This is a genomic window from Mesorhizobium sp. RSR565B, from assembly GCF_054719465.1.
The window spans coordinates 436,744-453,569 of sequence record NZ_JBTTIE010000001.1; the positions used below are offsets into that span (position 1 = coordinate 436,744).

Annotated in this window: 23 protein-coding genes; 6 read left to right on the top strand and 17 right to left on the bottom strand. The window is 63.0% G+C overall.

Going from position 1 to position 16,826, the window contains the following annotated elements:
* The first annotated feature begins 67 nt into the window (after window positions 1-67).
* On the top strand, window positions 68-703 hold the full coding sequence (gene bluB / locus ACYG9R_RS02190; RefSeq protein ID WP_023824126.1) for a 5,6-dimethylbenzimidazole synthase: 636 nt from the start codon (window positions 68-70) through the stop codon (window positions 701-703).
* A gap of 12 nt (window positions 704-715) precedes the next feature.
* Here bluB and ACYG9R_RS02195 read toward each other — a convergent pair whose 3' ends face one another.
* Complete coding sequence (locus ACYG9R_RS02195; RefSeq protein WP_023824127.1) at window positions 716-940, bottom strand: hypothetical protein; 225 nt, start codon at window positions 938-940, stop codon at window positions 716-718.
* A 236-nt stretch (window positions 941-1,176) separates the two neighbouring features.
* On the opposite strand from ACYG9R_RS02195, the gene ndk reads away from it, so the two are divergent.
* Window positions 1,177-1,599, top strand: a complete 423-nt coding sequence (gene ndk / locus ACYG9R_RS02200) for a nucleoside-diphosphate kinase (RefSeq protein ID WP_023701900.1) — start codon at window positions 1,177-1,179, stop codon at window positions 1,597-1,599.
* 85 nt (window positions 1,600-1,684) lie between these two features.
* On the opposite strand, the gene ACYG9R_RS02205 is transcribed toward ndk, so the two are convergent.
* The gene (locus ACYG9R_RS02205; protein ID WP_023711913.1) at window positions 1,685-2,140 is read right to left on the bottom strand and encodes a MarR family winged helix-turn-helix transcriptional regulator; all 456 of its coding nucleotides are present in this window, start codon (window positions 2,138-2,140) and stop codon (window positions 1,685-1,687) included.
* Between the two features lie 64 nt (window positions 2,141-2,204).
* On the opposite strand from ACYG9R_RS02205, the gene ACYG9R_RS02210 reads away from it, so the two are divergent.
* Window positions 2,205-2,681, top strand: a complete 477-nt coding sequence (locus ACYG9R_RS02210) for a cupin domain-containing protein (RefSeq protein WP_023711914.1) — start codon at window positions 2,205-2,207, stop codon at window positions 2,679-2,681.
* 3 nt (window positions 2,682-2,684) lie between these two features.
* On the opposite strand, the gene ACYG9R_RS02215 is transcribed toward ACYG9R_RS02210, so the two are convergent.
* From ACYG9R_RS02215 to ACYG9R_RS02240, 6 genes are all read right to left on the bottom strand, one after another.
* Window positions 2,685-3,452, bottom strand: coding sequence for a YbaY family lipoprotein (locus tag ACYG9R_RS02215; RefSeq protein WP_023824128.1), 768 nt, complete (start codon window positions 3,450-3,452; stop codon window positions 2,685-2,687).
* A 70-nt stretch (window positions 3,453-3,522) separates the two neighbouring features.
* Window positions 3,523-3,996 (bottom strand): molybdenum cofactor biosynthesis protein MoaE, encoded by a 474-nt coding sequence (locus ACYG9R_RS02220; protein ID WP_023689088.1) that lies wholly within the window; start codon window positions 3,994-3,996, stop codon window positions 3,523-3,525.
* A gap of 4 nt (window positions 3,997-4,000) precedes the next feature.
* Window positions 4,001-4,255: a molybdopterin converting factor subunit 1 gene (gene moaD, locus ACYG9R_RS02225; protein ID WP_023824129.1), complete on the bottom strand. Its 255-nt coding sequence runs from the start codon at window positions 4,253-4,255 to the stop codon at window positions 4,001-4,003.
* 1 nt (window position 4,256) lies between these two features.
* Window positions 4,257-4,853, bottom strand: a complete 597-nt coding sequence (gene pgsA, locus ACYG9R_RS02230) for a CDP-diacylglycerol--glycerol-3-phosphate 3-phosphatidyltransferase (RefSeq protein ID WP_023673449.1) — start codon at window positions 4,851-4,853, stop codon at window positions 4,257-4,259.
* A gap of 170 nt (window positions 4,854-5,023) precedes the next feature.
* Window positions 5,024-7,099, bottom strand: a complete 2,076-nt coding sequence (uvrC, locus tag ACYG9R_RS02235) for an excinuclease ABC subunit UvrC (protein WP_023824130.1) — start codon at window positions 7,097-7,099, stop codon at window positions 5,024-5,026.
* Entirely contained in the window at window positions 7,096-7,860 is a 765-nt protein-coding gene (locus ACYG9R_RS02240; protein ID WP_023824131.1) for an SDR family oxidoreductase, read from the bottom strand. Before ACYG9R_RS02240 ends, uvrC begins: the two co-directional genes overlap by 4 nt.
* Window positions 7,861-8,271: 411 nt before the next feature.
* Between ACYG9R_RS02240 and ACYG9R_RS02245 the strand changes: the two genes are divergently transcribed.
* A complete protein-coding gene (locus ACYG9R_RS02245; protein ID WP_023673452.1) occupies window positions 8,272-8,922 on the top strand; it encodes an outer membrane protein in 651 nt (216 codons plus the stop codon).
* A gap of 63 nt (window positions 8,923-8,985) precedes the next feature.
* Here ACYG9R_RS02245 and ACYG9R_RS02250 read toward each other — a convergent pair whose 3' ends face one another.
* The 4 genes from ACYG9R_RS02250 to ACYG9R_RS02265 form a co-directional block, all read right to left on the bottom strand.
* Window positions 8,986-9,582: a glutathione S-transferase family protein gene (locus tag ACYG9R_RS02250; RefSeq protein WP_023689091.1), complete on the bottom strand. Its 597-nt coding sequence runs from the start codon at window positions 9,580-9,582 to the stop codon at window positions 8,986-8,988.
* A 340-nt stretch (window positions 9,583-9,922) separates the two neighbouring features.
* Window positions 9,923-10,336 carry a hypothetical protein gene (locus tag ACYG9R_RS02255; protein WP_023824132.1) on the bottom strand — a complete coding sequence of 138 codons (414 nt, stop codon included), beginning with the start codon at window positions 10,334-10,336 and terminating at the stop codon, window positions 9,923-9,925.
* Window positions 10,337-10,667: 331 nt separating this feature from the next.
* A complete protein-coding gene (locus ACYG9R_RS02260) occupies window positions 10,668-11,210 on the bottom strand; it encodes a DinB family protein (protein WP_348528140.1) in 543 nt (180 codons plus the stop codon).
* Window positions 11,211-11,444: a hypothetical protein gene (locus ACYG9R_RS02265; RefSeq protein ID WP_348528141.1), complete on the bottom strand. Its 234-nt coding sequence runs from the start codon at window positions 11,442-11,444 to the stop codon at window positions 11,211-11,213.
* Window positions 11,445-11,506: 62 nt separating this feature from the next.
* Between ACYG9R_RS02265 and ACYG9R_RS02270 the strand changes: the two genes are divergently transcribed.
* Entirely contained in the window at window positions 11,507-12,130 is a 624-nt protein-coding gene (locus ACYG9R_RS02270; RefSeq protein WP_031193538.1) for a TetR family transcriptional regulator, read from the top strand.
* Between the two features lie 96 nt (window positions 12,131-12,226).
* Here the strand turns inward: ACYG9R_RS02270 and ACYG9R_RS02275 are convergent, their stop codons facing one another.
* The 5 genes from ACYG9R_RS02275 to ACYG9R_RS02295 form a co-directional block, all read right to left on the bottom strand.
* A complete protein-coding gene (locus ACYG9R_RS02275) occupies window positions 12,227-12,673 on the bottom strand; it encodes a hypothetical protein (RefSeq protein WP_023711921.1) in 447 nt (148 codons plus the stop codon).
* Between the two features lie 155 nt (window positions 12,674-12,828).
* Window positions 12,829-13,227: a VOC family protein gene (locus tag ACYG9R_RS02280; protein ID WP_023731121.1), complete on the bottom strand. Its 399-nt coding sequence runs from the start codon at window positions 13,225-13,227 to the stop codon at window positions 12,829-12,831.
* 109 nt (window positions 13,228-13,336) lie between these two features.
* Complete coding sequence (locus tag ACYG9R_RS02285; RefSeq protein ID WP_023731122.1) at window positions 13,337-13,774, bottom strand: MarR family winged helix-turn-helix transcriptional regulator; 438 nt, start codon at window positions 13,772-13,774, stop codon at window positions 13,337-13,339.
* A gap of 192 nt (window positions 13,775-13,966) precedes the next feature.
* Window positions 13,967-14,815 (bottom strand): 23S rRNA (adenine(2030)-N(6))-methyltransferase RlmJ, encoded by an 849-nt coding sequence (locus ACYG9R_RS02290; RefSeq protein ID WP_023824133.1) that lies wholly within the window; start codon window positions 14,813-14,815, stop codon window positions 13,967-13,969.
* 7 nt (window positions 14,816-14,822) lie between these two features.
* Window positions 14,823-15,437: a hypothetical protein gene (locus tag ACYG9R_RS02295; RefSeq protein WP_023673461.1), complete on the bottom strand. Its 615-nt coding sequence runs from the start codon at window positions 15,435-15,437 to the stop codon at window positions 14,823-14,825.
* A gap of 182 nt (window positions 15,438-15,619) precedes the next feature.
* Here ACYG9R_RS02295 and ACYG9R_RS02300 point away from each other — a divergent pair, with 182 nt between their 5' ends.
* Entirely contained in the window at window positions 15,620-16,777 is a 1,158-nt protein-coding gene (locus tag ACYG9R_RS02300; protein WP_027048820.1) for an ATP-grasp domain-containing protein, read from the top strand.
* Window positions 16,778-16,826 lie beyond the last annotated feature (49 nt).

Sequence of the window (16,826 nt, forward strand, 5' to 3'; positions counted from 1 at the left end):
TGCCTACTGCCTACTGCCTACTGCCTACTGCCTACTGCCTACTGCCTACACAAGTCTCCTGATCGCCATGCCACCACCCCCCGATTTCACCGATGATTTTCGCGCCGGGCTGGTCACGCTGCTGCGCTGGCGCCGGGATGTGCGGCGCTTCGAGCGGACGGCTTTGCCCGAGGGTACGCTGGAGCGGCTGCTGGAGCTTGCCAGCGTCGCGCCGTCCGTCGGTCTCAGCCAGCCGTGGCGCTTCGTGGTGGTCGAGAGCGCCGAGCGGCGGGGCGCGGTGAGAGACTGTTTCGAGCGCTGCAATGCCGAGGCGCTGGCATGCTTTTCGGGCGAGCGCGCCGCGCTCTATGCCCGGCTGAAGCTCGCCGGTCTCAATGAAGCGCCCTGCCAGTTCGCGGTTTTCGCCGACCGCACGACGCAACAGGGCCACGGGCTCGGCCGCATGACCATGCCGGCGACAATCGACTATTCGGCCGTCATGGCGGTGCACACGCTGTGGCTGGCGGCGCGGGCGGAAGGCATCGGCATGGGCTGGGTGTCGATCCTCGACGCCGCCGAGATGGCCGCAATCCTGGACACCCCGCCTGAGTGGACGCTGATCGGCTATTTCTGCCTCGGCTATCCCAGCGAGGAGCATGAGATGCCGACGCTGGAGCGCGAGGGCTGGGAGCGCCGGCGGCCGCCCGTTGTTATCAGGCGGTAGTGATACTGACAGTCACTTCGCGCCGTCTTTGCCGACCAGCTTGACGCAGATCGGGTCGCCCTTCGGCATCGGCGTGCATTGCCATTCGGGCCCGAAACCGAAATTCGTATCTGTGCGGCGACCCGAAAAGAGCAGCAGAACAAGGCCCACGGCAGCCAAGATGCCGATAATCCAAAGGCTCCCTTTTATGTCGCCCGGTCTGAGGTGGAGGTAGGGCCAGCGCGTCCCGTCAAACATGGTCCGACGTCTTTCCGTTCAGCTGATTTCCCTTCGAACTCATCCGTACCTGCGCAATCGCCATTTTTCCGCAAAGTCTTGCCTTTGACCAGGGCGTTGCGAACAGCCATGCGGGCGGTCGCGGCCGAATAACGCTGCCGGGGCCCTTCCTCTTGGCAATGGGCCGGGCGGCTTGTATAGAGCCCGCCACTCCACATTCCATTCTCAAGACTTTCATTCAAGACAAGGACGACCCCATGGCGCTCGAACGCACCTTTTCCATGATCAAGCCGGACGCGACCCGGCGCAATCTTACCGGCGCCATCACCAGGATGCTGGAAGAGGCCGGCCTGCGCGTCATTGCCTCGCGTCGCGTGTGGATGAGCCGCCGTGAGGCCGAAGGCTTTTACGCCGTCCACAAGGATCGTCCGTTCTTCGGCGAACTGGTGGAATTCATGTCGTCGGCGCCGACCATTGTGCAGGTGCTGGAAGGCGAAAACGCCATTGCCCGCAACCGCGAAGTGATGGGCGCCACCAATCCGGCCAACGCCGCCGAAGGCACCATCCGCAAGGTGCATGCGCTGTCGATCGGCGAGAATTCCGTGCACGGCTCCGACGCGCCGGAAACCGCCGCGCAGGAGATCAAGTACTGGTTCTCCGACACCGAGATCGTCGGCTGAGCCGACGCGAACCAATGTATGCAAGAGGCCGGCACTTCGCCGGCCTTTTTCTTTGGTCAGGTCCCGGCTTCGGCTTCATCCGCTTTCAACGGATGAGCGGCGTGTCCCAGAGGTCGCCGAGCAGCGTTTTCAGCTCCGTGAAACGCTTCTCGCCCAGTTCCTCGGCCCATTCCCGTTCGACGTCGAGCAGGATGTCGGCCATCTTCTGGTATGCGGCGCGCCCGCGGTCGGTGAAGTGGACAACGGTCCCGCCGCTCTCATCGGGTGCCGCCGAGCGAGTGATATAACCCATCGCTTCCAGCGTCTTCAGCAGTTGATTCATGGCCTGCTTGCTCATCGCGGCGCGCTCGGCGAGCGCGCTCGGCCGAAGGCCATCCGGGCCGGGATATTGGATCACCGCCATATGCGGCGGGCTGAGGTCCTCGAAACCCGACGCCCTGAGATCCCTGATCAGCTTGCGGTGAATGGCCATGGCCGGAACGCGCAGCAGTGCACCGATCAGCGGTGGCTTCTTTGGCGGTTCTTCCCTGGATAATGGCATTGACACTCGGGTAAATCGAGTTTACTCATTTCGGTAAATCGGATTTACCACATGGGAGGGTGAAATGCTAGACAGAGCTAGCCAGATCAGCGTCAATCCGGCCGACGAGACAATCAGCCATGGCGGCCTTGCCGTGCGCTTCCTGCTTACCGGCGACCAGTCGAACGGCAGCATCGCCGCCTTCGAACTGACGGTCGCCGGCTCGCAGCGCCTGCCCGCCCCGGCGCACAGCCACGATCACTATGAAGAGACGATGTACGGGATCGAAGGCGTGCTGATGCTGACCGTCGACGGACACCGGCACGATATCGGGCCGGGCCAGGCGCTGTGCATTCCGCGCGGCGCGGTCCATCGCTTCGACAACGACACCGCCGCGACCGCCAAGGTGCTGTGCGTGGTGACACCGGCGGCGATCGGCCCGGAATATTTTCGCGAGGCCTTCGCCATCTTCAGCACTGGCGGCCCGCCAGACCGCACCAGGCTGATGGACCTGATGCGCCGGTTCGGCCTGACGCCGGCGCCCCCGCCGCCGCAGTCTTGATTCTTAGCTCGCTGCGTTGAAGCGCAAGATATCGTGGCCGTCCTTGTCGGCGATGATCAGCTTGCCGCCATCGACACGGTATGACGCCGCCTTGGCGAGCGCCTCGAACAGCGCCTTTTCCTCGGCCATGATCTCCGGCGCGCAGGCCTTGTAGGTCGAGCCGATGTCGCTGATGACGATGGTCTCGCCATCGACCTTGGCGGTGGCGAAATAGGCGTTGCACGGGCCGCTGCCGCCCGCCTTGCCGGCTTCGCTGACCCGGAACGTCGCCTGCGGCTCCGAAATCACGCCGATACCGTCGATATATTCGACTAGCCAGCTCTGGCCGAACAGCGAGGCCGAGGTCGGCTTGTCGCTCGGCGCCACCGTTTTCAGCACAATGGCCTGCGGCGCGTCGCTGAGCGGATCGACCTGATAGCGCGAGTCCGTGACGAACAGCAGCTTGTCGTCGGCGGTGATGCGCGCCTGCAGCGCATAGGTCATGTTGGGCCGGATCACCGTTGAATCGAAGCTGATCTCGAACTTGATCGGCACCTGGCCGGCCGGCGCTACCTTGCGCTCGCCGACAATGGCGGCCGGCGCATCGGCCAGCGATACATCGGCAAGTTGAACCGACAGCACGGCGTTGGGCGGCAGCGCGATGCGCTCGCGATACATCACCTCGCCCTTCAGGGTTTTCTCGGCGGCGACGGAAGGCTCGGGAACGGCCAGAACGCCCATAACCAGCGGCACAAAACCGAAGACGAAGAATTCGGCGATCCTGTCCAGCATGCCCTTGCTCCCTTTTTGGCCGATGCGATTTGGCCAAGGGAATGCGGTCAATACATGGCTGCGCCGAGATTTATTCGGGCCGCGCCTTCCAGCGCGCCGCAGCCTGGTCGTCGGCGTCCTTGGCCTCGACCCAGCCGCCATCGGTGCCGTCCACGCGGTGCTCCTTCTTCCAGAAGGGTGCACGCGATTTCAGGAAATCCATCAGGAAATTGGCCGCTTCGAACGCCGCCTGCCGGTGCGAGGACGCCGCCACCACCAGCACGATGTTTTCGCCCGGTGCGATCTTGCCGTGGCGATGGATGACGGTCAGCCCTTGCAGCGGCCAGCGCTGAAGTGCCTCGCGGGCGATCCGGCTGATTTCGGCCTCGGCCATGCCTGGATAGTGCTCGAGTTCCAGCGCCGACAGCTGGCCCTGCTCGTCGCGGCAAAGTCCTGAGAAGGACACCACGGCGCCGATGTCGGCGCGACCCCCGGTCAGTTTCGCGATCTCGGCGGCAACGTCGAAATCGTCGCGCTGGATGCGCACCGTCGGCGCGCCGGACATGGTGTCAGCCCCCGGTCATCGGCGGAAACAGCGCGATCTCGCGCGCGTCGGCTATCTTCTCGCGATGCTCGACATGTTCCTGGTTGATGGCGACGCGGATCACATCAGGATATTGCAGCGCGTGCTCATATTCCTCGCCACGCGATTTTAGCCAGCGCAGGAGGTCGGCCACCGTCTCGATACCGGCGGGCAGTTCGACATCCTCTTCCGGCTTGCCGATCCGTTCGCGCACCCAGGCGAAATAAATGAGCCGGGTCATCTCACTCGTCCATGATGTGCTTGAGGCCGGCGCGGAAATAGTCGTAGCCGGTGTAGAGCGTGACGAGGGCTGCGATCCACAGCAGCACCAGTCCGGTCTGCGTGGTCAGCGGGAAGATCTTGTCGCCGGCAGGCCCGGCCAGCAGGAAGGCGATGGCGACCATCTGGATGGCGGTCTTCCATTTGGCGAGCTGCGTCACCGGCACCGAGACTTTCAATGCCGCCAAATATTCGCGCAGCCCCGAAACCAGGATTTCGCGGCACAGGATGATGATTGCCGCCCACAACGACCAGCCTGCGATGCCGGCATGGCGGTCGGTGTCGGCGGCGAGCAGCAGCAGGCAGGTGGCGACCAGCAGTTTATCGGCGATCGGATCCAGCATCTTGCCGATGTTGGACGTCTGCTGCCAGGCGCGCGCCAGATAGCCGTCGAGATAGTCGGTGATCGAAGCCAGCAGGAAGATGATCAACGCCGACCAGCGGGCGAAGTCGCTCGATTTCAGATGCCCCTCGAGAAAAAAGCACAGCACCACCAGCGGCACCGCGACGATGCGGGCATAGGTAAGCATGTTAGGCAGGTTGAACGCGCGCTTGGCCATATCTCAGGGACTCTTTCTGCCTGCGTACTCAAATCAGAACCGGATGTAGGGGGTCAACAGGCGAGATTCGATTGGCCAGACGAAAATAGCGCGCGATTGCCGGGATTCGAGTGGCCTGCGAGAAAAGAACGGCTGCTGCCATTTGATCGGGACAGCGGCGTCACCGGCGCTCAGCTCTCATGGAAATGATTGTAGACGAGCTTGGCGACCTGCTCTGAAATACCGTCGACCTTGACCAGATCCTCGACTGCCGCGCGGCTGACCGCCTTCGCAGTGCCGAAGGCCAGCAGCAGCGCGCGCTTGCGGCCGGGACCGATGCCGGCGATCTCGTCGAGCGGGCTCTTGACCAATTCCTTCTTGCGCCGCGCGCGGTGCGAACCGATGGCGAAGCGATGCACCTCGTCGCGCAGCCGCTGGACGAAATAGAGCACGGGATCGCGGACGGGCAGCGAAAACGAGTCCCTGCCTCTGACGAAGAAACGCTCGCGGCCGGCATCGCGGTCCTGGCCCTTGGCGATGCCGATGGCCGCCACGCGATCCTCGATGCCGAGGTCGGCGAGGATCTTGCGCACCGCGCTCATCTGGCCCTGGCCGCCATCGATCAGGATGACGTCGGGCCAGGCCGGGAAGCTGCCGGAGATGTCTTCTTCGATGTCGTCGCCTGCTCCACCGGCTGCCGCGTCGTCGGGAACGACATCGCCATGTTCCTTCAGCAGCCGCGAAAAGCGCCGTTCCATCACCTCGCGCATCATGCCGAAATCGTCACCGGGCGTGATCTCGGTCGAGCGGATGTTGAATTTGCGGTACTGGTTCTTCACAAACCCTTCCGGCCCGGCGACGACCATGGCGCCAACGGCGTTGGTGCCCATAATATGCGAATTGTCATAGACCTCGATGCGCACCGGCGGCTTCGGCAGGCCGAAGGTCTCGGCAAAGCCGGCGAGCAGCCGGCCTTGCGTGGAGGTTTCGGCCAGGCGGCGGCCGAGCGCCTCGCGGGCATTCTGCAGCGCGTTGTCGGTCAAATCCTTCTTCTCGCCGCGCTGCGGCACCGAGATCGACACTTTACGGCCGGCGCGGGTGGACAGCGCTTCGGCCAACAGTTCCTGATCCTGGACGCCTCGCGACAGAAGGATGTTCCGTGGCGTCGGCTTGTCGTCATAGAACTGCGCCAGGAACGAGCCCAGCACTTCCGCCCCCTCCAGTGCCGGATCGGCCTTGGGGAAATAGGCGCGGTTGCCCCAGTTCTGGCCGGTGCGGAAGAAAAACACCTGGATACAGACCTGGCCGCCCTCCTGATGGATGGCAAAGACATCGGCCTCGTCGACCGTGGCCGGGTTGATGCCCTGATGGCTCTGCACATGGGACAGTGCAGCCAACCGGTCGCGATAAATGGCGGCGCGCTCGAAATCGAGCTCCTGCGAGGCCTGCTGCATGGCGGCAGAGATTTCGGTCTTCACCTTCTGGCTGCGGCCCGACAGAAAATCCTTCGCCTCGCTGACCAGCTCGGCATAGTCGCTATGCGAGATCTCCCCGGTACATGGACCGGCACAGCGCTTGATCTGGTAGAGCAGGCACGGCCGGGTGCGGTTTTCGTAAAAGGAGTTGGTGCAGCTCCTGAGCAGGAAGGCGCGCTGCAGCGAATTGATGGTGCGCCCGACCGCGCCGGCCGACGCAAAAGGTCCGAAATAGTCGCCCTTGCGCGAGCGCGCACCGCGATGCTTGTAGATGCCGGGCGAGACGTGATCGCCGGTCAACAGGATGTAAGGGAACGACTTGTCGTCCCGCATCAGCACATTGAAACGCGGCCGCAAACGCTTGATGAGATTGGCCTCGAGCAGCAGCGCTTCGATTTCGGTGCGGGTGACGACGAACTCCATCGTCGATGTCTCGCGCACCATGCGGCCGATGCGGGCGGTGTGGAACCGGCCTTGCGCGTAGTTGGTCACCCGCTTCTTCAGGCTGCGCGCCTTGCCGACATAAAGCACGTCGCCGGCGGCGTTCATCATGCGGTAGACGCCGGGCGCATTGGGCAGCCGCTTGACCAGTGTCTGGATGACCTCGGCGCCGACCATGCCGTCGGCGTCGCCGGCATGCGGCGCCCAGTCTATCGCGGTGAAGGCGACATCGGGCCCGGTGGCCTCGGGCTCGACGATCTCCTCGACCGCCTCATCCTCAAGGTCGATGTCGGGCGGCATATCGTCAGCGGCGCCGGCGCGCGTCTTGTGTTTCTGGTCTGCGGGACTCATTCCACCATGCCTGTCACATCCGGCGTCTGCCATGCAAGATGCTGGCCGCCGTCGAGCGCGATCATCTGGCCGGTCACCGAGCGCGCCTCCCAGAGATAGCGGATGGTGGCGCCGAATTCGGCCAATTGCGGGCCGCGCTTCAGAATCAGGCCATCGACCTGCTTTTGGAAATCATCATCGTCCTGGCGGGCATTCTTCAGCGCCGGACCGGGACCGATGGCGTTGACGCGGATGCGCGGACCGAGCGCCTGTGCCAGCATTTCGGTCTGCGTCCACAAGGCCGACTTCGACAGCGCATAGGAGAAATAGCGCGGCGTCGGTCGCCAGACGCGCTGGTCGATGATGTTGACGATCAGCCCCTCCTGCCCCAACGGCAAGGCGCGGGCGAAGTTTTGCGCCAACAGCGCCGGCGTCTTCACATGGATGGCGAAGTGAAGGTCCCATGCCGCCCAGTCGAAGTCCTCGACGCTATCGTCGACGAACAGCGACGCATTGTTGACCAGAAGCGTGACCGGGCCGAGCGCTGCCTCGGCGCGGCCGACGAGATCGCCAACCGCATCCATGTTGGTCAGATCGGCGGCTACCACGCCGGCGCGGCCGCCTCCGTCCCTGATGCGCGCAGCCAGCGCGTCGGCCTCGGCGGTCGAGCGGTTGGCATGGATGGCGACGGCAAAACCGTGCGCGGCCAGATCCTCGACGATCGCCTTGCCGATCCGCTTCGCCCCGCCCGTCACCAGCGCCGTTCCGGCGGCTTCGATCATCTGTCAATCCTCAATCTGCGCCTCAATTCGGCTAGCGGCACATTGTGACGCGTCCAGGGGTTAAATGCCGTTTCCACCTGGGGCAGGAATGTGGCGAAACGGCTTTTTCGCCGCCGGCACCGCCCCGGATTCGGGTCGGCAGGACCGCAATATAGGACGCTGAACCCGTTGCACCAAGCCGAGTGCAGTGCAGCATCGCCTGCGTACTGACATTTCGCTGTTGCGAAGATGCAACGTCAAGCTTCGGCCTCATTCGTGCCGGGGAATGACCCATTTTCAGGTTCGCTGCCGCCGCATTTTGACACGACATTCGGAACCGTTGAGTGCCAGATCCGTTTCACCCCCCGGACGGGTTGATGGCGCTCAGGACAAACAAGCCTACGTGTCTTGTGGCTTAAGGAGTAAACAACAATGCAAACCAATCTCAAATTCGCGCCGCTCGCGGTTGCGCTCGGGCTCTTCGCCCTCAGCGGTACCGCTTTTGCTGCCGATGTCGTCTCGGAAGAGCCCCCGGCGCCAGCCCCGATCGCCGAGCTCCCCGTCGCTTCCTGGGCCGGCCCGTATGCCGGTCTCAGCGCCGGCTACGGCTTCAGCGGTCATGCCAAAGTCCAGGACGGCGGCCCCGACATCAAGACCAAGGGCTTTGTCGGCGGCGTTTTCGGCGGCTACCAGTGGCAGCAGGAAAACTTCGTGTACGGTGCTGAAGCCGATCTCGGCTACAATGGCGTCAAGGGTGACAGCGGCGGCGTCAATTCCAAGGGCGGCTTCGAAGGCTCGCTGCGCGCCCGTCTGGGTTACGCCGTGACCCCGGAAATCCTGCTCTACGGCACCGGCGGCGGCGCCCTGAAGAACCAGAAGGTCTCGGTCCCCGGCGACAGCGACAGCAACACCATGCTCGGCTGGACGGCCGGCGTCGGCACCGACATCAAGATCACCGACAATGTGTTCGGCCGTGTCGAGTACCGCTATACCGACTTCGGTTCCAAGAGCTTCGACAGTGTCGGCACCAAGGTCAAAGAGAGCGACAACCGCGTCACCTTCGGCGTCGGTATGAAGTTCTAACTGTCGTTCAAGCCACGACACAAGAAAGCCGGGCCTCGCGCCCGGCTTTTTTTGTTTCGCCCGTCAGGCCGGCACAGCCACCTTCAGCCCCGGAAACTTCTCATCGAAACGCGCTGCCCAGCGGGTCAGGCGGCCGCGGCCCTTTTCCCATTTGCCGGCGAAGCGCAGAGAGAGGTAGCCGAGGCAGGCACGCAACGCCAGTTGGCCAAGCGTGATCTTCTTCGGCAGCTTCGGCGGATTGGCGTTGAGGAAATCGAGTGCGGCGGTGATCTTGGTCCACTGGCGATCGAGCCAGGGTTGATAGACCATCTCCTCCGGACGCGTGCGCCGCTCATAGACCATCGACAGCGCGCAGTCGCATATGCCGTCGGCCAGCGCCTCCAGCACTTCGGCCTCGAGGCGCTTGTCGGCATTGCGCGGCAACAACAGGCTCTTCGAAGCGCGGTTGAGATGCTGGGTGATCGCGCGGCTGTCGTGGATCGAGCGGCCGTCGTCGAGCACCAGCACCGGAATCTTGCCGAGAGGATTGGCTGACATCAGTTCAGCAGGCTTGTCCTCGGTCTTGACCGGCACCAGCTCGACGGCAATGCCGGCATGGAGTGCTGCCATGCGCACCTTGGAACTGTAGGGGGATGAGGACGCGTAGAGCAGCTTCGGCATGATCGGTTCCCTGTTTTCGGACGGCCAGTGCATGTCGCTCAAAAATGCGATTCCGGTCTTGAGAACGACGCGCGTAAAACAAAGGTCTAGAGCGTGTCGCCTGAACCCCATCGAATGCGACCGCCTTAGTGTTGGCCGATCTTCCCTGAGGGAGCAACTGCCAGAAGGGCAAAACCAGGCGGCCAATCCGCCGACAATGAAATCGCCATGCATGTCTCACAGAAGTGGCGCCAATTTCGAGAGAACGACATGCATCAAAACAAGACCTAAATCACAACAAAAAAGCTCCCGGGAATCTGCCAGTCGGCAAAGTTCCCGGGAGCTTTGAGATGGACCGCTGTTACTTCTTCTTGGCGGCTGGCTTTTTGGCCGGTGCAGCCTTCTTCACAGCGGCCGTCGACTTGGCGGCGGCGGCCTTCATCGGAGCCTTGGCGGCGGGTTTTGCCGCTGCCTTGGCTGCCGGCTTCTTGGCGGCGGGCTTGGCTGCTGCCTTCGCAGCAGGCTTCGCCACAGCCTTGGCGGCCGGCTTCTTGGCGGCGGGTTTCGCTGCTGCCTTGGCGGCGGGTTTCGCTGCTGCCTTGGCGGCGGGTTTTGCTACTGCCTTAGCTGCCGGCTTTGCCGCTGCCTTGGCAGCCGGCTTTGCCGCTGCCTTCGGTGCTGCCTTCTTTACTGCTGCAGGTTTCGCGGCAGCTTTCGGTGCCGCTTTCTTTGCCGGCGCTTTCGCCGCCGGCGCCTTCGTCGTGGTCTTTGCCATGCGATGCCCCTTGCGTTTGTGCCGATGGCCGTGAGTGACCCGGCGAGCTAATGCATATCTGACTCGTGCGTATCTAGCCAGCGAAGCATTACATAGAATTTCGCAAATTAAGTTTCGGTTACGCTGAGAGCATTATCGCAATGATCGGCACAGAAATCGGCAAAGAATCTTCCCGCTTCGCAGCGAACTGTTGCGAGAGAAATCTCTGATATCGAGACTCACACGATCTTCTCGTCAAGCTCACATTCTCTTGCAACGCCGTCGATCTCACGCGGTCATCGGCGACCTATCGGATGGCAACAATCATCGCACCGCAGAGGCTGATCTTGCTTCATCCCAGCGGTCGCAGGAACAGCACTAAATTGAACGCGAGCTTTTTACTCGTATATTGCGAGTGGGTGGACGGAATCCAGGAAAGACAGCACTTGAAGGGACAGCCTGTTGTGTCGGACGTCTCCCCGACGAGAAGGGAGATCGCCAGCTTCGGCGCAAGAGATGCCAAACGGAAATGGGAAACGAAAGATCGGGAAATCCTCCTCCCGGGAAGCCGCGATCCCTTGGAAGCCAAGGGGTGCAGGCCCCTAAGCGCCAACCCGCTCGCGCACCTGCAGCCGGCGCAAGGCTCGGCGTGGTGGAGGTGGACGGCAAACGTATCCCACGGCGGCGCAATGCCGATCCGCATCAGGATCCGCCCGATCTCGCCGCGGTGATAGCCGCCATGCGTGACGATATGTGTCAGCATTTCCTGGCGTGACATCATCGCCCTGTCGCCGTCGGTGAAGGTGAAAGGCACAGGCTCTGACATGAGCTTTGGCGAGACGGCTTCGATATAGTCGAGATACCAACGATCCATCGCAGCGACATCAGCGCTCAATTAATCGAGTGCCGGTGTGTCCTCGGTGTTGTCGGACGCATAGCCATGACGCGTGCCGGAAAGATGCGCGGCGAATATCTTCGATACGACGAGGTTGTGGTTGATGAGACGGGTCGCTGTGTGACGCTGATCGACATGCTCCTGCTGGTCGAGGCCCGCAAGCTTCTCCAGCAATTCACCATTCGCCCAGGTTTGATAAACGTAGAGGCTGCGGAGCAAATCCAGCGCGTCCATGGTCTGTATCCTTTCCAAAAAATGTGAGTATGTTATCTATATTCTTGGCTGCTGGAGCAGACATGTCTACTCGCATTGCAAAGCCGCGCTCACGCATGCGCAAGCAGCCGCGCCAGGCGCGTTCGAGAGCGACGGTCGAGGCGCTCATCGAAGCCGGTGCTCATGTTCTGAGCGCGCTCGGCTGGGCCGGCTTCACCACCAACAAGGTGGCCGATGCGGCCGGCGTCAGCATCGGCTCGCTCTATCAATATTTTCCCGACAAGCTGTCGCTGGTCGAAGCAATTCGCCGGCGACATTTCGATCAGGTGCTGTCGGTGATCGCCGAATCAGCAGAAGGCGACAAGCCGCTCAAGCGATTCGCGCAGGAGCTGGTGCGCGGCATGATCGATGCGCACAGCATCCATCCGACGCTGCATCAGGTGCTGCTCGACGAGGCGCCGGGCGATCGCGGCTCACGCGCCGCCCATGCCTCGTTCCAATCGCGCTATCTCGATCACTACACGGCGGCGGTGGCGCAATATCGCAGGCGCAGAAAGGACAATGAGACCGTGGCCCGGGTGCTGTCCTCAGCGGTCGAGGGCGTCATCCACAATGCCGCGCGGCGAGACATGCTCGACGCGCCGGAACTGCAGAAGCAGTTGGTCGAGCTGATCTGCGCTTACGTATCTGGTGGGAAGGCGATGTGAGGCAGCGGCAGCAGTTCGGAGATTGGCGAAACCGGAGCGACATCAGATCTCCCCCTTGCAGGAGATGGCAGGTGCAACGGCGGTTCTTATCCGACCTTAGCGCAGGACGCGGCAGCGGCCGTTGTAGACCATCCAGCGGTCGAAGCCCGAGACGCAGAATTCGACATTGTCGCCGATCGAGGCAAAACCCTGGCCTTCCTCGATCAAGTACCAGATGGTGCGGGCGCGGCCGTCGGAAAGGCTGACGGTGGCGCCGCAATAGCGGCGGCCGATCGGCCATTCTTCGCTGGCCGGGAGATAGCGATGCTGGTGGATGCGTTGGAAATCGGTGATCGAAACATCCGGCAGATGCGGCACGTGATGCACCTGGTAGGAGAAGCGGCTGGAGATTTTGCTTAGCACCCAGGCCTCGCCGCAAACGCCGCTGTCCTCGTCGGAATAGACGGAAAGATCGGCGGCCTGCGCTGGCTGGCCAAAGGGTGCGGCCAGCGGCGTGCAAAGCGAAATCAGGGCAGCAACAGCGGATTTGGCAAAGCGAGTCATGGCAGCCTCTCAAAGGTCGACTGCGCCCACTTTGCGGATTCGGCGGCGCGCGGTCAAGCGGTCGCCCTGACGATGGTTTCCCGCTCCGCAACCGGTTTTGCCGGTGCGAAGCTGCGAAACCACGTCCTGACCTTCGAAAAAGCTCGCCTTGCCCATTAGGAAAAGCGGCCTGCCCATGGCCGGCGGGCCGCCGAAACCCGGTTCAGCCTTGCCAGGCTGCGATTGTACATGAAGCCATAATCCTGTTGGGCGTTGATGTCGGCGGCGCCGCCATTTTTAGCCGCCGCCTCATTCATCGCATCGACCGCCGCGCGGCTGTCGCAGGACACGGCCAGCATGACCTCGCTCGAGGTGGCCGGTGGGATGGGGCGATCGGTGAACTGACGCCATTTGGCATGGGTGAGCAGCATGACGTTGATCGTTTCGCTCAGCACCATGCAGGCTGCGGTGTCGTCGGTGAAGTGCGGGTTGTTGTCGAAACCGAGAGCTTTGTAGAAGGCCATCGACGCAGCGAGGTCGGCGACGGGCAAGTTGACGAAGATCATACGGGGCATAGGGTCTCCTTGACAGTACACAGTTGAAACCGGACCGGCGTTGCGCCGGACCATCCTCCGATGCCTTCTCTCAACGCACCGGTTTTGCTTTGCCGCGCAGCCTCTCGGTCTACGCCTTCTGCATCGCTTCGACCTCTTCGATGAAGCCGAGCAAAAACTGCATCTCGGCCACCGTGTATTTCTCCAGCAATGCGGCGCCTGCCTCGAAGATCGGATGGTAGCAGCGCCGGACGAGTTCCTCGGTCTTCTTGCCCGCCGCTGCCATGACCTTGCGCCTGTCATCGGGATCCGGCTGGCGGCTGACGAAGCCGCGCTTTTCCAGCCGGTCAATCAACGTCGTGACCGCCGCCGGCGTGAGATTTGTCTCCCTCGCTACGACGTTTGCCGGCCGCGGGCCGTGACTGATCGCGCCGAGACAGCGGCGCCCGGCAGCGCTCAGCACATAGATTTCGGCGACGGTCCCATCGAACGTTTCGACGGCATCCTGCCAGCGCGACATCGCGAAGCCTATCGCGTTGACCAGTTCCTCTTCTGTCGATCTTGGCATTCGATTCGAAATCTAATAATTAGATGTCTATCTATCTGATTTTGGGATTAGCGTCAACGCCGAGCCGATTAGATGTGCATCTCCATGGTTTCGGTTCGTTGAACACAGCTGAGCATTCGCGGATGGCGCCACCGTCAAAACCTCTAGCGACTTTGTGTCTTTGCCGCGGGCGTCGCCCGCTGCGAAGCGTCGCTACTCCCCGGCCAGCCATTCCAGCGACCAGTGCGCCGGCTTTTCGACCGCCAGCAATCTGTGCAGGACCGGCAGCACGATGCGCAGTTCGCGCTCCAGCGTGAAGGGCGGGTTGACCACCACCATGCCGCTGCCGTCGAGGCTTGGTTCACGCGATGCCGGCCGGATCTCGAACTCGATGTCGAGCAACTTTGGGACGCCGGATTGCTTGAGCGCCTTGCGGAAGGCGATGATCGCTTTGCGATCCTTGATCGGATACCACAGCGCGTAGATGCCACCCGGCCAGCGCCTGTGCGCTTTCTGCATGCCGTCGACCAGGCGGTCGAATTCGCCGGCTTCCTCGAACGGCGGATCGATCAGCACCAGGCCGCGCTTTTCCTTTGGCGGCAGATGCGCGCCAAGCGCCAGCCAGCCGTCGAGTTCGATCACCCTTGTCTGGAAATCGCCGGCAAACAGCGTCTTCAGCCTGGCGACATCTGCGCCGTGCAGTTCGATCGCCGACAACCGGTCCTGCTTTCGCATGAGGTGCCTGGCGATCAATGGCGAGCCCGGATATTTCTTCACCCCGCCATCGGGATTGAGCGAACGCACCGCTTCAAGATAGGGGGCAAGCAGCGCAGCCGCCGATTTTTCGATCGGGGCGTCGATGAGGCGGCCGATGCCGCCTTGCCATTCGCCGGTCTTTTGCGCTTCCGCCGACGAAAGATCGTAGCGGCCAAGGCCGGCATGAGTGTCGAGGACACGGAACGCCTTGTCCTTCTGCTTCAGATAGTCGAGCAGAAGGCTGAGCACGACATGCTTGACGACGTCGGCGAAATTGCCGGCGTGATAGGCGTGACGGTAGTTCATGCCGCGCTCATGTCGAGGAGCCTCTGCCCCAACGCGGCGGTGGCGGCTTCGAGTTCGGGTTCTCCGGCCGGCGACCGCCGAAAGCCAGAGTAAGCAGGAAGCCGATCAGGCCGACGGCCATCAGCCCATAGCCAACCGGCCGTGCGCGTTGATCGATCTCACCGGCGCCGGAGCGCAGTATCAGATCCACTGCGCGTATCGGGATATCGTCGGCGTCGCCCGGGCCGGCGGTGAAGAGATAGGCGCCGGGACTGACGGTTTCGATCACGCCGGCCTCGTCGCGAAAGATCTTGTCGGGCAGTTGCGGGCTGACCTGGCGCGGATTGTCGGCGTGGTTGAATTGCAGCGTCGAGGCAAGCACCGTGCGGCCGGCTGTGGCGGCAGTCAGCGTCAGCACAGTGCGCTGCTGCGAGACAATGCGCTCGGCCCTCGCCGTCAGGTCGACCAGCACTCTGACCGGCGCGTCGCCAGCTTTCAGCGTCACCGTCACAGGCCTAAACCGTCCCTGGTCGTAGACGCGCCAGGCGCCGATCTCGTGGCCGGAGAAATTGCTCATGGCCCAGGGATACACGAAGCCAATGGCGGCGCCGGCAAGCAGTATCAGGACAAACAGAAAGCGCATTGAGGAGATCCGGGTGTTCGACAGATTGCCAATAACGCCCCGAAGGCCAAAAAGCGATGGCTGACGCAGCGGAGCCACCTTTGTGGAGTGCGTTGGCGGCACGCAAGCCATGTGGCACTTATGGCGAATGAAGCCTTCCGCAGAAGCATCGACTCGTCTTTTCCAACCGATGCCGGTGGCTCATGCCCAATAGCACCGTGCTGATCACCGGTGCCCGCGCGCCGGTGGCGCTGCACCTGGCGCGGCTGCTGCATGGCGCCGGTCGCCGGGTGATCCTGGCCGACAGCCCGGCCCGGCCGATCGCCGCAGCGAGCACGGCCTGCGCCGCCTACCATCGCCTGCCGCCGCCGCGCTTTGCCGCCGACGCCTATGCCAAGGCGGTGGAAGCGCTTGTCCGCGCGGAAGGCATCGAACTCGTTATCCCGACCTGCGAGGAAGTCTTTTATCTCGGTCGTCTCTGGCAGCACCGCGCCATGCCGGCCCGCCTCTTCGCACCCGAGATGGCGATGCTCGCCCGCGTTCACGACAAGCATGCCTTCATCCGGCTGGCGCAGAGCCTTGGGCTCGACGTGCCGGAAACGATACTGCTGCAAAGCGAGGCCGATCTCGACGGCGTTCGTGGCCAATCGCGCGAATTGGTGTTCAAACCTGTGTGGTCACGTTTTGCCCGTGACGTACTGCTGCGGCCATCGCCGGACGAACTCGACGCCGTCCGCCCCTCGCCCGCCGCTCCTTGGGTGGCGCAGCGCTACGTCGCCGGTGAAGAGATCAGCGCCTATGCGGTGGCGATCGAGGGTGAACTCAAAGCGCTGGCGCTCTACCGTTCGCTCTATCGCGCCGGCAAGGGCGCCGGCATCTGTTTCGAGCCGGTCGAGGATATCGCGGCGCGGCGCTTCGTCGAAACCTTCGTCGCCGGCGCCGGCTGGACCGGCCAGATATCCTTCGACCTGATGCGCGAGAACAACGGCAGGGTGCTGCCACTGGAGTGCAATCCGCGCGCCGTGAGCGGCCTGCACTTCTTTCGCGATCCGCGGCGCTTCGCCGACGCGGTCCTGGAGGATGGCGCCGAGGTGAAGCCCGACGTGACGGCGCCGCAGACGGTGAGGCTTGCGATGTGGATCTACGGGATGCCGGCGGCACTGCGCTCCGGTGGTCTCGGCAGCTTTCGCCAGGCGATGCACGATGCCGATGAGCTGCTCGACTGGCCGGGCGACCCCGCGCCGAAGCGGGCGCAGTGGCGCACGCTGGCCGAGATCGCCGGCACAGCACTGCGCCAGCGCATCAGCCTTCAGGCTGCGTCGACGCGCGATATCGAGTGGAATGGGCCGGAGCAGGACTAGTCGAGTTGAAGCGGAACTTCCCGTTTTCAGCTGAGTGCGTAAGTCCTGC